General features: G+C 70.6%; 10 protein-coding genes. 4 read left to right on the top strand and 6 right to left on the bottom strand.

Features of this window, described 5'->3' with window-relative positions:
* Position 1: 1 nt before the first annotated feature.
* Both murB and ACMV5O_RS16405 read left to right on the top strand, forming a co-directional pair.
* A complete protein-coding gene (gene murB / locus ACMV5O_RS16410) occupies positions 2 to 1,024 on the top strand; it encodes a UDP-N-acetylmuramate dehydrogenase (RefSeq protein WP_416164469.1) in 1,023 nt (340 codons plus the stop codon).
* Between the two features lie 129 nt (positions 1,025 to 1,153).
* Positions 1,154 to 2,608, top strand: a complete 1,455-nt coding sequence (locus ACMV5O_RS16405) for an MFS transporter (RefSeq protein WP_416164468.1) — start codon at positions 1,154 to 1,156, stop codon at positions 2,606 to 2,608.
* Here the strand turns inward: ACMV5O_RS16405 and ACMV5O_RS16400 are convergent.
* Entirely contained in the window at positions 2,550 to 3,488 is a 939-nt protein-coding gene (locus tag ACMV5O_RS16400) for a sodium-dependent bicarbonate transport family permease (RefSeq protein WP_416164467.1), read from the bottom strand. The two genes, ACMV5O_RS16405 and ACMV5O_RS16400, sit on opposite strands and share 59 nt — an antisense overlap.
* A gap of 110 nt (positions 3,489 to 3,598) precedes the next feature.
* Here ACMV5O_RS16400 and ACMV5O_RS16395 point away from each other — a divergent pair, with 110 nt between their 5' ends.
* Complete coding sequence (locus ACMV5O_RS16395; RefSeq protein WP_416164466.1) at positions 3,599 to 4,528, top strand: LysR family transcriptional regulator; 930 nt, start codon at positions 3,599 to 3,601, stop codon at positions 4,526 to 4,528.
* Here ACMV5O_RS16395 and ACMV5O_RS16390 read toward each other — a convergent pair.
* Entirely contained in the window at positions 4,431 to 7,892 is a 3,462-nt protein-coding gene (locus ACMV5O_RS16390) for a transglycosylase domain-containing protein (protein WP_416164465.1), read from the bottom strand. The genes ACMV5O_RS16395 and ACMV5O_RS16390 overlap by 98 nt on opposite strands.
* Before the next feature lie 109 nt (positions 7,893 to 8,001).
* Positions 8,002 to 8,436, bottom strand: a complete 435-nt coding sequence (locus tag ACMV5O_RS16385) for a hypothetical protein (protein WP_416164464.1) — start codon at positions 8,434 to 8,436, stop codon at positions 8,002 to 8,004.
* 125 nt (positions 8,437 to 8,561) lie between these two features.
* Here ACMV5O_RS16385 and ACMV5O_RS16380 point away from each other — a divergent pair, with 125 nt between their 5' ends.
* The gene (locus ACMV5O_RS16380; protein WP_416164463.1) at positions 8,562 to 9,413 is read left to right on the top strand and encodes a class I SAM-dependent methyltransferase; all 852 of its coding nucleotides are present in this window, start codon (positions 8,562 to 8,564) and stop codon (positions 9,411 to 9,413) included.
* A gap of 60 nt (positions 9,414 to 9,473) precedes the next feature.
* On the opposite strand, the gene ACMV5O_RS16375 is transcribed toward ACMV5O_RS16380, so the two are convergent.
* The 3 genes from ACMV5O_RS16375 to ACMV5O_RS16365 all read right to left on the bottom strand — a co-directional run bounded on the left by ACMV5O_RS16375 (position 9,474) and on the right by ACMV5O_RS16365 (position 14,162).
* Positions 9,474 to 10,784 carry a tryptophan--tRNA ligase gene (locus tag ACMV5O_RS16375; RefSeq protein ID WP_416164462.1) on the bottom strand — a complete coding sequence of 437 codons (1,311 nt, stop codon included), beginning with the start codon at positions 10,782 to 10,784 and terminating at the stop codon, positions 9,474 to 9,476.
* Between the two features lie 120 nt (positions 10,785 to 10,904).
* Positions 10,905 to 11,309, bottom strand: coding sequence for a hypothetical protein (locus ACMV5O_RS16370; protein WP_416164461.1), 405 nt, complete (start codon positions 11,307 to 11,309; stop codon positions 10,905 to 10,907).
* Positions 11,310 to 11,348: 39 nt separating this feature from the next.
* A complete protein-coding gene (locus ACMV5O_RS16365) occupies positions 11,349 to 14,162 on the bottom strand; it encodes an EAL domain-containing protein (RefSeq protein ID WP_416164460.1) in 2,814 nt (937 codons plus the stop codon).
* Positions 14,163 to 14,204: the final 42 nt, after the last annotated feature.

Genomic DNA, 14,204 nt, shown 5'->3' with positions numbered 1-14,204 from the left:
CGTGGACGCCGCGCTCGATTTGCGCGCTGCGGCGCTGACCGCCTTCAACTCCTTCGGCCTGCCCGCGCACGCCGCGCGCCTGGTGCGCCTGCGCAGCCTCGCGCAGCTGCGCGCGCTGATGGCGGAGGACGGCTGGGCACGAACGCCGCGCCTGGTGATCGGCGGCGGCAGCAACCTGGTGTTGCGCGGCGACGTCCCCGGCACCGTGATCAAGGTCGAGCTCGCTGGCCGCCGCCTGCTGGGGAGCACGGCCGATGCCTGGCTCGTCGAGGCCGGCGCGGGCGAGAGCTGGCACGACTTCGTGCGCTGGACCCTGGAGCAGGGCTGGCCGGGGCTGGAGAACCTGTCCCTGATCCCGGGCACGGTGGGCGCGGCACCGATCCAGAACATCGGCGCCTACGGCCTGGAGCTCGCCGAGCGTTTCGCCGCGCTGGACGCGGTGGACCTCGCCACCGGCGGGGTGCGCGAGTTCGGGCCGGCGGACTGTGGCTTCGGCTACCGCGACAGCGTGTTCAAGCGCGAGGCCGGGCGCTGGCTGGTGACCGCGGTGCGCTTTCGCCTGCCCCGTCCCTGGCAGGCGGTCACCCGTTATGCGGACGTGGCGCAGGCCCTCGCTGGCGCCGGCATCGAGACCCCGAGCGCCCTCGACATCTCCGATGCGGTGATCGCCATCCGTCGCGGCAAGCTGCCCGACCCTGCGCAACTGGGCAATGCCGGCAGCTTCTTCAAGAACCCCGTGGTCGATCGCGAACGCTGTGCCGCCCTGCTCGCCGCGCACCCGACGATGCCGCACTACCCGCAGGCCGACGGGCGCGAGAAGCTCGCCGCCGGCTGGCTGATCGAACAGGCGGGCTGGAAGGGGCGGGCGCTCGGCCCGGTGGGCTGCTACGCCCGGCAGGCCCTGGTGCTGGTCAATCTCGGCGGCGCCTGCGGCGCGGACGTCGAGCGCATCGCGCAAGCCATCGCCGCCGACGTCGAGCAACGTTTCGCGGTGCAGCTCGAGCCCGAGCCCGTCTTCGTCTGAAGCCCCCTGGCGGCGGCCCGCGCCACGGGCAGGCCCGGCAGGGGGCTGGTACACTGCCCCGACCAAAAGCGAACCGCCCGTCACGGCGACTGCGTCGACCCGACGCGGATAGCCGCGCCGCCCCTGCCCATGCTCCCCACCCTCATTCCCATCGGCGCCCTGCTCAGCGGCATCGCCCTGTTGCTACTCGGCTCCGGTCTGGTCAACACGGTCATTCCGCTGCGCGGCAGCCTGGAAGGCTTCTCGGCCAACACGCTCGGCCTGATCGGCTCGACCTACTTCCTCGGCTTCTTCCTCGGCACCTTCGTCGCCCCGCAGCTGATCCGGCGCATGGGCCACATCCGCGCCTTCGCCTTCTTCGGCGCCACGGTGGCAAGCTGCATCCTGCTCCATGCCCTGATCGTCGATGCCTGGGTGTGGATGGCGCTGCGCGTGCTCACCGGCATGGGCCTGGTGGGCTTCTATGCCGTCATCGAGAGCTGGCTCAACGACCAGACGGCCGCCGAGCGCCGCGGCCAGGTCTTCGCCATCTACATGGTGGTCAACCTTGCCGCGCTGGCAGGCGCCCAACAGATGCTGCGCCTGGACACCCCGGCCGCCTTCACCCTGTTCGCGGTGGCGGCGATCTTCGTCTGCCTGTCGCTGCTGCCGGTGACCATGACGCGCTTTCCGCAGCCGCAGATCGGCGCCCGGCGGCGGCTGAACCTGCGCATGATCTGGCGCGCGGCACCTGCCGCCTACGTCGGTGCGCTGTCATCCGGGCTGTCGATGGGGGCGTTCTGGAGCCTCACCCCGCTCTACGGCGAACGCATCGGCCTCGATGCGGCCGGCGTCGGCCTGCTGATGACCACCGCAATCGTGGGCGGCGCGCTGCTGCAATGGCCGATGGGACGCTTCTCCGACGCCGGTGACCGTCGCCTGGCGCTCGCCGTGGCGGCCATCGGCGCGACCGTCGCCGGCGTGGCGGTGGCCCTGCTCGGCCACATCGAGCACGTGCCACTGGCCGGGCTGTTCCTGTTCGGCGGTGCGGCCTTCGCCATCTATCCGATCGTCGTCGCGCACCTGGTCGACCACCTGCACCAGGACGAGATTCTCGCCGGCAACACCGGCGTGCTCTTCCTTCACGGTGTGGGCGCGGCCGCCGGCCCGGCCATCGCCGGTGCCCTGATGGGCGTGTTCGGCGCCATCGCCCTGCCGCTGCACCTGGGCCTGGCCTTCGTGCCGCTGGCGATCTTTGCCTTCGTGCTGTATCGCCGCACCCAGGACGAGATCGTGGATGAACCTGCCCAGTTCACCGCGATGATGCGCACCTCCTCCACCGTGCTTGAGATGATGGCCCCCGAGGCGCCCGACGCCGTCGCGGCGCACACTGCCGAAGAGCCGGCGGCCGAGCCGGATGCTCCGCCGCCGCCCGAGCCCGCGCCGCCGCCGCCCGAACCCGCGCCGCCGCCCCCGCCGCAGCAGGCGCTCGCGCCGTCCGCGATCGATCTCGGCGCCGAGCAGGAGCTCAGCCCCGAGCCACCACTCATGCCGCCATCTTCTGCGCCCACCACAGATACAGCGGGATCCCGACCAGCAGGTTGAAGGGGAAGGTGACCGCCAGCGCCGCCGCGACGCCCAGGGCCGGGTTCGCTTCGGGCACCGCGATCCGCATTGCGGTCGGCGCGGCAATGTAGGAGGCGCTGCCGGCGAGCGTCATCATCAGCACCGTGCCGCCCACGCCCAGCCCCATCAGTTGCGCCACCGCCCAGCCACCCAGGGCCAGCACCGGCGGCAGCGCCAGGCCGCAGCCGACCAGGAACAGGCCGGCCTTCTTCAGGTCGGGCAGGCGGTCGGCGGCGATCAGGCCCATCTCGAGCAGGAACAGGCACAGCGCGCCCTTGAACAGATCGACGAACAGCGGCGACATCGGCTCCAGCCCCTGCGGGCCCGCCATCCAGCCGATCAGGATGCCGCCGCCGAGCAGCACCACACTCTTGTTGGCGAACACTTCGTGCACCAGCGCGCTGGTGGTGGAGCGCCCATCCGCGCCCGGCTGACCGAGGCGGGCCATCAGCGTGGCGACGATCAGCGCCGGCGCCTCCATCAACGCGGCGAGCAGGGCCAGGTGGCCTTCGACCTCGATGCCACGGGCGCCGAGGATGGAGGCGCCGACGGCGAAGGTGACGATGCTGACCGAGCCGTAGTGCGCCGCCAGCGAGGCCGCGTCCGCGCGGCCGAAGCGCAGGCGAAAGAGCGGGAAGACGAACAGCGGGATCACCGCGCCAAGGCCGATCGCGAGCAGCGCATCGAGCCACAGCGTGGCGCTCTCCGAGCGCGCGATCTCCATCCCGCCCTTGAGGCCGATGGCGAGCAGCAGATAGATGGACAGGGTCTCGAACACCGCCGAGGGCAGGCGCAGCCCGCTGCGCACCAGCGAGGCGACGGCGCCGAGGGCGAAGAAGAAGGGAACGGCATCGACCATTTGTTGTTTTCCGGTGAGTGGAGAGGCGAGCCGATTTTGCCGCAGCGCACACATGGATAAAAATCATATCTTTTTAGTTTTTCCATAGACTTTAATCTATGCTTTAACCCATGCGCCTCACCCTCCACCAGCTCCGCCTGCTGCTCGCCGTGTCGCGCGAGGGCGGCGTGACGCGCGCCGCCCAGCGCCTGCACCTGACCCAGCCCACGCTGTCGGCGCAGTTGCGCCAGTTGTCCGAACAGGTCGGGTTGGCGTTGTTCGAGCGTGTCGGCCGCCGCCTGCACCTGACCGCGGCCGGCAAGGCGGTCGTCGCCACCGCGCAAAGGGTCGAGCACGAACTCGAGGCCCTGGACGAGACCCTCGCCGGCCTGCGCGGCGACCTCGCCGGCCGCCTGCGCCTGGCGGTGGTGAGCACCGCCGAGACCTTCATCCCCCGCCTGCTGGGCGACTTTCGGCGCGAGCGGCCGGCAGTCGAGGTGTCGCTGGTGGTGCTCAACCGTGACGCCGTGATCCGCCGCCTGGCCGACAACCTGGACGACCTCTACATCATGAGCCGGCCACCGGAGGCGCCCGTGGTCGTCGCCACGCCCTTCCTCAACAACCCGCTGGTGGTGATCGCCCCTGCCGACCACGCCCTCGCCGGGCGCAGCGCGCTGCCGGTATCGGCACTGGAAGACGAGGAATTCGTGCTGCGCGAACCGGGCTCGGGCACGCGCCAGGCCACCGAGCACTTCTTTGCCGAACACGGCCTGACCCTGCGGCCACGGCTGGAGCTGGGCAGCAACGAGGCGGTCAAGCAGGCGGTGGCCGGCGGCCTGGGGCTGTCGGTGCTGTCGGCGCACGCGCTGGCGCATGCCGCCGACGAGGGGATTGCGGTGCTCTCGGTGCTCGATACGCCGGTGCACTCGCAATGGCAGGTGGTCTACCCCGGCGGCAAGCGCCTCAGCCCCCTTGCGGCGGCCTTCCTGGGCTTCCTGCAGACACGGGCGCCGGAACTGCATCGAACGGCGCAGGCGCGCCTGTCGGCGGCGCGGCGCTGACACCGACGCCCTCGATGCGGCCGACGCGCAGCCGCGCGGAGCCGGCCTCGGCGGCCGTCGCCTCGCCCGTCGGCGGCGTGCGCTGGGCCTCACCGGCCGGCGGCGCGACCAGGGGCGGGTCCGGCTCGGGCGCCTCGGGCTCGTCGAACTCGATCGGGGCGGGCGTCTCGTCGCTGGCGGCGCCTGCTGCTTCATCAGGGCGCGCCGCCTCGCCGCCAGGCAGGCCCTCGTCGACCGCGTCGTCCTCGGACCTGGGGTCGGCCGCTGTTGGCGCAGGCTCGCGTGCCGGCGCCGCCGGCAGCGGCAGGTCGTCGAAGGGCCGACAGGCCAGCGCCGGATCGGCCTCAAGATGCGGCAGCAGGACCGGTGCCATCGACTTCAGGATCTGCACCGGCAGGGCCGAGGTGAAGCGGTAGGCCGCGGCATTGGGGCCGATGACATAGGCGGTGAGCGAGCCGAAGTGGCGCGGACCGAGGAAGAAGACGAAGGTCGCGGTGCGGTTGAGCGCCAGCCCGGCACGGCCGCCGATGACGATGCGGTTGTCGCCGGTGCCGGTCTTGCCGCCCAGGGTGAGCTCGGTGCCGTCGGCGAGGCGGAAGCTGCCGGCCAGCCGGCGCGCGGTACCGCTCTCGACCACGTCGGACAGCGCGCCGCGCAGCGCGGCGGCGACCTCGGGCGGCATCACCTGCTCGCCCGCCGAGGGGCGTACCGCGAACGCGGTCTCGTAGGGCGTGTCGGTGGCGAAGCGGACGCGGTCGATGCGCCGGGTGGGCAGGCGCACGCCGTCGTTGACGATGATGCCCATCAGCTCGGCGAGCGCCGCCGGCCGGTCGCCCGAGCTGCCGAGGGCAGTCGCCAGCGAAGGCACCAGATGGCCGAAGGGGTAGCCCAGCCGCGCCCAGCGGCGGTGGATGTCAAGGAAGGCCTCGACCTCCAGCATGGTGAAGATGCGCACGTCCTGGGCGCTGCGCGAGCGCGTGCGGAACAGCCAGCGATACACCTCCTGGCGCTGCTCGGCGCTGGCGGCGACGGCGTCGGCGAAGCTGCCCTCGGGGTTCTGCAGGCGGTGGGCGACCAGCCACAGCTCGAGCGGATGCACGCGCGCGACGTAGCCGCGGTCGGGCAGATCCAAGGCCTCGGGGCCGTGGCGCTCGTAGAGCTGCGCGATGCGGCTCTCGGACAGGCGAGCGTCGCCCAGGCGGCGACCGAGGAAGGTCGCGAGCGCATCCGGCGGGGCCTCCGGCTCGATGTAGCGGAACACCGCGGCCAGGCGCTCGGCGCTCGGGCGCAACCCGTCGAGCAGCATCGAGCGCACCTCCTCCGGCGAGCGTCCCTGGTACTTGCGCCAGAAGCGGCGCAGGAAGGTCTGGCCCTCGCGGTCGGCAAAACGGGCAAGGTATTCGACGCGGCGCGGATCCTCGTTGTCCTCGAGCAGGCGCGCGGTGCTGCCCGGCACCTGGTACATGGTGTGGCGCACGATCTCGCGCATCAGGCGCACGAAGGGCAGGTTGATCGAGGCCTGCAGGGCCTCGCGCAGCGTGGGCTCGCGCAGGTTGTCGCTGCTGTTGAAGTTGCCGAAGGTGTGGCGCCCGCCGCCGGTGAAGAAGCCCTCGCCCGGATGGGCCGAGAAGCGGCGCTCGAGCGCGGCCTCGAGCATCGCCGGCAGGCTGCGGTCGGTGGCGGTGGCGAGATGGTCGATGGCCCAACGCGTGAGGTTGTCCTGGCGGTCGACCTCGACCCGGCGCAGCGCCGGCACGTCCAGCGCCGCGAGGCGGCCGTGCAGCTCGGCCACGATCTCCAGGTAGGTGGTGAGCACGCGCAGCTTGGCGGTGGAGCCGAGCTCGAGCTTGCTGCCCTCGTTGATGTCGAGCGGCTGGTCGGTGGTGTCGGTCTGCACCCGCACGCGGTTGCCGCCGGGCGTGCGCTCGACCAGGGTGAAGCTGTAGCGCACCGCACCGAGCGTGGCGGGATTGAGCATGCGGTCGGCGACCAGACCCTGGCTGCGTGCGAAAGCGGGATCGGCAAGACGGCCGAGGTAATCGCTCACCGCCTGCTGCAGGCCGGCGTGCAGCGTGGTGTCCACCTCGGCATCGAGCCGGTCCAGGCTGTACAGCGAGGTGCCCAGCATGCCGGCCAGGCGCGCGCGCACCGCGGTCGTGCCCTTGCCCGGATTGGCCGGACGCAAGGGCGGGTTGGCCTTCAGGTCGCGATACACCAGCGGCTGCGCCAGCGCCGCATCACGCAGCGCGAGGCTGATGGTGCCGGCCTCGGCGAGCAGGCGCAGATAGGCATCGGTGGTGCGGGTGAGTACCTCGCGGCCGCGCGCCAGGTACCAGGACGGACGGCGGTGGGCAATCATCAGCGCCACCACCTGGCGCAGTGCCGTGCCCTGGGCCTGCAGCGTCTCGGGGTCATCAAGGGCCTCGGGCGAGGACAGCAGCGCGTTCACACGCTCGAAGTCGCTCGCAAACCACACCCACAGGCCGTCACCGACGCCATTGACCTCGCCGTGGCCGGGCGCGGCCGACAGCGGCACCGTGTTGAGGTAGTCGAGCACCAGCTGGCGGCGCACCGGCAGGGTCTGCTCACCCTCGCGATAGGCGCGCACGCTGGCCGAAACCATCTGCCGCAGCTTTTCGCGCGCATCGTGGGTGATGCCATCGGGCGAGTGGCGGTACTTCTCGATCTGGGTCGCCAGCGTGCTGCCGCCGGGCGCGTCGAGATCCTCCTTGACCATGCGACCGAGCTGGCCGAGCGCGGCACGGGCAAAGCGCACCCAGTCCACCGCCGGGTTGAGCAGCGGGCGCGACTCGTCCAGCAGCCCGCGGTTCTCGATGAACATCAGCGCCTCGGCCACCACCGGCGGCACCGACTCGAAGTCCGCATAGCCGCGGTAGGGGTAGCGGAAGTCGTACAGCGTGTCGCTGCGGCAGTCGAGTACGTCCAGGCCGGCGCGCGCCTTCTCGCGGTAGGGCGGGAATAGCCCATGACCGACGTAGTCGAGCAGGGCATCGCTGAAGCGCGTCTGCGCGGTGAGTTCGAAGCCGCGCGCCCCGAGGCGCTCGATGAAGCGCGGCAGTTCGGTATAGCCCAGGCGCTGGTCGAAGGGGCCATGGTTGGGGTACACGACGGCCGTGCTCGGCCCGGCGACGCGCTCGTAGTCGAGCCGGGCGGCATAGCGCGCGATCTCGCGCGCCTGCAGGCGGGAGGTCTTGAGTTCGTGCGAGATCAGCAATCCGCCGGCGACGACGGCCACCAGCAACAGGACCACGGTGAGGGCGGCGAGCAGACGCCAGAAGCGGAACGGGCGGCGCGCAGGTGGCTGCGAGGGCGCCGGCTCGGGATGCGGAAGGTCGGTCGTCACGGACGGGCGGGGCGAAATCTCATGACGCCAATTATCCGCACTCTGGCGCGCAAAAATGACATTGTTGCAAGGGCGACACACCCGCCCGCGGGCGCCCGCGCCCGTCCTACTAGGGTGTGATCGAGCCGCGCGCTGCGGAGGCGGCCAGCTCGGCGATCGCGGTCCCGGTGGGCGCCACCGCCGCCACCGTCAGGCGGGTCTCGCGCAGCAGGCGCGAGCCGAGCTGAATGCGCCAGCTCGCCAGGTAGTGCATCGGCGGCTGGCCGAGAAACGGGACGAAACGCTCGTGCAGGGCCGAGCGTGACAGCCCGACCTGACGTCCAAGCTCATCGATCGTCCAGCCATGGGCGGGGGCGGCGTGCAGCAGCGCCAGTGCTCGACCGACCTGACGATCGCGCTGTCCGGCCAGCAGCTCACGTAGAAAAAGACCGCCGCACGCAAGCGCACGGCGCCGAGCAGATCGGAAAGCGTATCGCGGCCCATGAGCCGGGACCTCCGCAAATCGCGGCAGTGCCTGGCGGCGCAATGGCGGACGCACGAGCAAGGCTGCCGGATTTCCAGTGAAGCACCGAATCCGCGCCAGCGAAAGAATGACGACGTCGGATGCAGTCAGCGCCGGCACGGGCCCGCAGAGGCCCATCCCCCAACCCCGGAGCAAGGAAACCCATCATGAACGCCCCTACCGAACTGCGCGCGGCCACCGCCGCCACCGCTGCCACCCCGGATCTCGCCGCCATCAAGCAACGCCAGCAGGCCACCTGGGCCAGCGGCGACTACGCGGTCATCGGCACCACCCTGCAGATCGTCGGCGAGAACCTCGCCGAAGCGGCAGACGTGCGCGCAGGCGAACGCGTGCTCGACGTCGCCGCCGGCAACGGCAACGCGACCCTCGCCGCGGCGCGCCGTTTTGCCGCCGTCACCTCGACCGACTACGTCGGCGCCCTGCTCGACAAGGCCGCTGGCCGCGCACGCGCCGAAGGCCTGACGGTGCAGTTCCAGGTCGCCGACGTCGAGGCGCTGCCCTTCGCCGACGGCCAGTTCGACGCTGTGCTGTCGACCTTCGGCGCGATGTTCGCGCCCGATCACCGGCGCACCGCCAGCGAATTGCTGCGGGTCGTGCGCCCGGGTGGGCGCATCGGCCTCGCTGCATGGACCCCCGAGGGCTTCATCGGCCGCCTGTTCCGCACCCTCTCGGGCCATGTGCCGCCGCCGGCGGGGCTGACCTCGCCGGTGAAATGGGGTGACGAGCCCTACCTGGTGGAGCTCTTCGGCGCTCATGCCCGCGACATCCAGTGCAGCCGCCGCACCTTCAACTTCCGTTACCGCTCGGCGGCGCACTGGATCGACGTCTTCCGCAACTACTACGGCCCCACCCACAAGGCGTTCGCGACGCTTGACGAAGCCGCCCAGGCGCGCCTGCAGGCCGACCTGGTGGCCTTGCTCGAGGCGCTCAACGTCGGTGGTGCGGACTCGCTGGTGGTGCCCGGCGAATACCTGGAGGCGGTCATCACCCGCGATTGAGGGCCGCGAGCGACAAGCCCCGCCGCGCGGTCGCTCAGCGGACGCGCGGCGCTCGCCCGGTCACGCGGCGAGTGCCGCGAGGGCCTCCCGCACCTCGACCGCGACCACATCCGGCGCCAGTTCCGCGACGCGCTCGCCGGCCACGAACACGCCGTTGCCGGCCACCTCGAACTCGCCGCCCTGCTTCAGGAAGGTGACCAGCGTGCCGGCCTCGCGCGGGGTGGCGAAGCCTTCGCTGACCAGCAGCGCATGCCCGTCGGCGTGGACGAGCTTGAAATGGAAGCGGCCGTCGGCCTCGCGATACTGCTTGAACTGCGGCTGGGCCACGGGCCTGGGCTTGTCCGCCCTGGCCGGCCGGGCGACGTCGGTGAGCCTGCGCAGACCCACGGCGTGGCGCAGCTCGCTCATGAAGGGGGTGGCGATCGCGCGCGCCTTGGCCGCGCCTTCGAGCAGGTGCTTCTCGATCTGCGCCGGCTCGGCGATCAGGGCCTCGTAGCGCTCACGCATCGGTGCGACGGCGCGCTCGATGTGCTCGAACAAGGCCTGCTTGGCCTCGCCCCAGGCGATGCCCTCGTCAAAGGCGGTGCGCATCGCGCGCGCCTCCTCGGCGCTGGAGAAGGCCTGAAAGAGCTCGAACAGCGCCGAGCCATCGGCATCCTTGGGCTCGCCGGGCGCCTTCGAGTCGGTGACGATGGAAAACACCAGCTTCTTCAACTCGGCGGCAGGGGCGAACAGCGGAATGGTGTTGTCGTAGCTCTTGCTCATCTTGCGCCCGTCCAGGCCCGGCAAGGTCGCCACCGCGGCATCGATCGCCGCCTCGGGCAGCACGAAGTGCTCGCCGTAGAGGTGGTTGAAGCTGCCCGCGATGTCGCGTGCCATCTCGATATGCTGGATCTGGTCGCGCCCGACCGGCACCGAATGCGCCTTGAACATCAGGATGTCGGCCGCCATCAGCACCGGATACATGTACAGGCCCATATTGACCCCGGCATCGGGATCGACGCCGTCGGCGGTGTTCTTGTCCACCGCCGCCTTGTAGGCGTGGGCGCGGTTGAGCAGGCCCTTGCCGGCGATGCAGGTGAGCAGCCAGGTGAGCTCCGGGATCTCGGGGATGTCGGACTGGCGGTAGAACCACACGCGATCGGTGTCCAGCCCGGCGGCAAGCCAGGTGGCGGCGATCTCCAGCGTCGAGCGCTGCACGCGCAGCGGATCGGTGGTCTTGATCAGCGCATGGTAGTCGGCCAGGAAGTAGAAGCTCTCCACGCCCGGATGGCGGCTGGCGGCCACCGCCGGGCGGATCGCGCCAGCGTAGTTGCCGAGGTGGGGGGTGCCCGAGGTGGTGATCCCGGTGAGGACGCGCTGCACAGTCATGACTCGCTCCGGCTGAAACTGGACAAAGAGCGCGAGTTTAACGGCTCGGCGCCGCTTGCATAGGGCGCGGGCGTGAAGTGACGCCTCTTCCGGCGCCGCGGCCGCGCGTGCCCGCCCCGTTCACTCTCGCCAGCGCAGCGACAAACTCGCACCGCCGCCCGGCACCAGTTCGACCCAGTGTTCCTGACGCACGCCCTGGTAGGTGGCGGTGATGCGATAGCTGCCCGCCTCGGACACATCGATCTGAGCGATCGGGCCGCAGGAGGCTTCGACCCGCTGGCCGCCCGGCGGATCGTCGATGCGGGTCTGCACATCGGTCAGATACGCGCCCTCCTCGCTGGAGAACAGCAGGGTCAGCGCATGCATCGCCACCTCGGCGCGCATGCGCTGCGAGGCTTCGACACCGATGCCGCCGCAACGCAGGCTCAGGCTGCCGCCCCGCAGCTGCTCGACCTGCGCCGACACCGGCGCGGCCGCGACGACCAACAGCAGGCAGGCGCCTGCGATGCCCCGACCCAGCCTCATCCTTTCATGCCTCCTGGTAAGTCATCAGCGTTTGCGCCTTCAGGCGCGATCTTCGCGCACTCCGGCGCTTCCTGCCAGCCACTGCGGCTGCCAGTGCGCCAAGGGCAGGGGCTTGCCGAACAGATAGCCCTGAAAGCGCCGGCAGCCGTGGGCGTGCAGAAAGGCGCGCTGCTCGGCGGTCTCGACGCCCTCGGCGATCACCTCCAGACCGAGCGAACGGCTCATGCCGAGGATGGCAAGCACGATGGTCTCGCTGCCGGCATCGCTGAGCATGTCGCGCACGAAGGACTGGTCGATCTTGAGCTGGTCGAGCGGCAGCCGGCGCAGGTAGGACAGCGAGGAATAGCCGGTGCCGAAATCGTCCAGCGCGAAGCGCACGCCCAGCGCGCGCAGCTGCGCCATGCGGTAGATGGTCTCGTCGATGTCGCCGAGGATGACGCTCTCGGTCAGTTCGAGCTTGAGCCCGGCCGGATCGAGCGCGTGACGTTCCACGCAGCCCAGCACCTGGGCGACGAAATCGAGCTGAAGGAACTGGCGCGCACTGACATTGACCGCCACGCTCAGGCCGCGGGTGGCCGGCTCGGCCTGCCAGGCCGCCAGTTGCCGCGCAGCGGTGTCGAGCACCCAGTTGCCCAGCGGCACGATGAGGCCGGTGTCCTCCGCCACCGGGATGAACTCGGCCGGCGACACCATGCCACCCGCGGCCCGCGGCCAGCGCACCAGGGCTTCGGCCCCGACCACCTCGCCCCGCTCATCCACCTGCGGCTGGTAATGGAGCGCGAGCGCCCCGGACGCGAGCGCATCGCGCAGCCCGGCCTCCATCGCCGCATGGGCCTGGACCTGGGCCTGCATCTGCGGGCTGAAGAAGCGGATCGTGTCGCGGCCTTCTTCCTTCGCCATGTAGAGCGCGACCTCGACCTGCTTGAGGAGGTTCTCCAGCGACCACTGGCGGCCCTGGAACAGCGTGATGCCGATGCTGAAGGTCATGTAGTGCGGGCGGCCGGTGTCGTCCAGGTCTTCATAAGGCGCCGTCAGCGCAGCATGGATCTGGCGGGCGACGACCTCGGCACGCACCAGCGCCTCGGCCTGGTTGTTGCCGAGACGCTCGACGATGACGGCGAAATCATCGTCGCCCTGGCGGGCGAGCGTGTCCTCTTCGCGCAGCTGCTGGCGCAGGCGGCGGGCGACCGCCCGCAGCAGGCGATCCCCGGCGCCATGGCCCTGGGTGTCGTTGAGCTGCTTGAAGCGGTCGACGTCGAGCAGCAGCAACATGGCGCATTCACCGGTCTCGGCGCTCGACAGCAGCGCCTGCTGCAGGCGATCGCGCAACAGGGCGCGGTTGGGCAGCTCGGTCAGGCGGTCGTAGTAGGCGAGCCGATGCAGCATCGCTTCCGACTCGCGACGCAGCGTGATGTCCTCCTTGACGGCCACATAGTGGGTGACGCGCCCGTCCGCACCCTTGATCGGCGCGATGGTTGCAAATTCCGTGAAGTGGCTGCCGTCCCTGCGCGTGTTGGTGAATTCACCCCGCCACACCTCGCCGCGTGCGAGCGTTGCCCACAGCTGCTCGTAGGTCGCGCGCGGCGTGCGGCCAGTGTTGAGAATGCGCGGATTGCCGCCGATGAGCTCCTCGCGCGCATAGCCGGTGTTGCGCACGAAGGCGTCGTTTACATACTCGATGCGCCCGTCGGTGTCGGTGATGACGACGCTCTCCGGGCTTTGCTCGATCGCCATCGACAGCCGACTCAGTTCCTCGTCGCGGCGGATGAGCTCGGCGTTGCGCCGCTCGAGATCGGCGGCCATGCGATCGATGCCCTCCTCGACCGCGCGCAGCTCGCGCACCGAGGTCGGCCTGCCCACCCGCGCCCCCGGCTCGCCACGGGCGATGCGCGCCAGCACCCCTTGCATGCCGAACGCCCAGCGCTCGACGAAGCTGCGGATGAAGTAATGCGCCACCACCGCGGAGAACAGGCAGACCGACACGAGCACGAGGACGTGCGCCCAGAACGCGCGATCGATCTCGGCGAGCGTCCGCCCCAGCGGCGCGCCGATCGCCACCAGCAGGTCCTTGCTCGCCAGGCTGACCGCCCGCACGCCATACAGCCGGGTGTGACCATCGAGGTCCTGCGCCTCGGCGACCGGCTTGGGCTGCGACAGGATGTGGCGGAAGGCCTCCATCTGCGCCGCGGCGAGAGGCTGCCCCGCCCCGTTGTCGGCGCCCGGATGGCGCGCCAGCACCTGGGCGGAGGTGCTCAGCAGCGTCGCCTCCCAACCTTCGGGCAGGCGATAACTGGCGGCGAGGCGGTCGAACCAGTCGAGCGAGAGCGCGGCAAACAGCACCGCGCGCAGTGCGCCACGCTCATCCCGCAGGGGATAGCCGAAGGTGATCGACGGCTTGCCGCTGATGCGGCCGACGAGGTAGCTGCCCGCCGTGACCCCGGCGACGCCCGGTGCCTGCCTGAACCAGTCGCGATCGGCGACATTGATGTCGTCTCGCCCCGGCAGCCCACTGCAGAGAAGGCGGCCATCGGGCAGGGCGGCGCCCAGATTGTGGAGATCGATGAAGGACGACAGCAGGCGCGCGGCAATGGCGCCGCATTGGTCGGGATCGAGGTCGCGCAGATTGTCCGACTTCGCCATCACGCTAAGCACCTTATCGATGCTCCGCAGCGCCCGATCTTCCTCGTGCTGCGCCACCGACAGCATGCGCATCACCTGCAGCTCGGCCTCATTGATCGCCTGGATGCGGTGCTCCCGCGAGTCCAGGACAACCATGGCCAGCACCGGCAGGACCGCAATCACGATCACGGCCCACAGCCTGACGCTGAGCGAAGTCGAAGCAGTTGCGGCCATCGGGAGAAGCGCAGACGCGGTCGATTGGGAGGCCAAAGAGGC

The sequence above is a fragment of the Thauera sp. WH-1 genome, assembly GCF_047806685.1.
GTDB lineage: Bacteria > Pseudomonadota > Gammaproteobacteria > Burkholderiales > Rhodocyclaceae > Thauera.
Note: the sequence above shows the minus strand (reverse complement) of the source record. Positions and strands in the feature narration are given on the sequence as shown.

Excerpts from the sequence above, each read along its gene's own strand:
- ACMV5O_RS16405 (WP_416164468.1), top strand. The coding sequence starts at position 1,154 with ATGCTCCCCACCCTCATTCCCATCGGCGCCCTGCTCAGCGGCATCGCC.
- ACMV5O_RS16400 (WP_416164467.1), bottom strand. The coding sequence starts at position 3,488 with ATGGTCGATGCCGTTCCCTTCTTCTTCGCCCTCGGCGCCGTCGCCTCG.
- ACMV5O_RS16395 (WP_416164466.1), top strand. The coding sequence starts at position 3,599 with ATGCGCCTCACCCTCCACCAGCTCCGCCTGCTGCTCGCCGTGTCGCGC.
- ACMV5O_RS16380 (WP_416164463.1), top strand. The coding sequence starts at position 8,562 with ATGAACGCCCCTACCGAACTGCGCGCGGCCACCGCCGCCACCGCTGCC.
- ACMV5O_RS16375 (WP_416164462.1), bottom strand. The coding sequence starts at position 10,784 with ATGACTGTGCAGCGCGTCCTCACCGGGATCACCACCTCGGGCACCCCC.
- ACMV5O_RS16370 (WP_416164461.1), bottom strand. The coding sequence starts at position 11,309 with ATGAGGCTGGGTCGGGGCATCGCAGGCGCCTGCCTGCTGTTGGTCGTC.
- ACMV5O_RS16365 (WP_416164460.1), bottom strand. The coding sequence starts at position 14,162 with ATGGCCGCAACTGCTTCGACTTCGCTCAGCGTCAGGCTGTGGGCCGTG.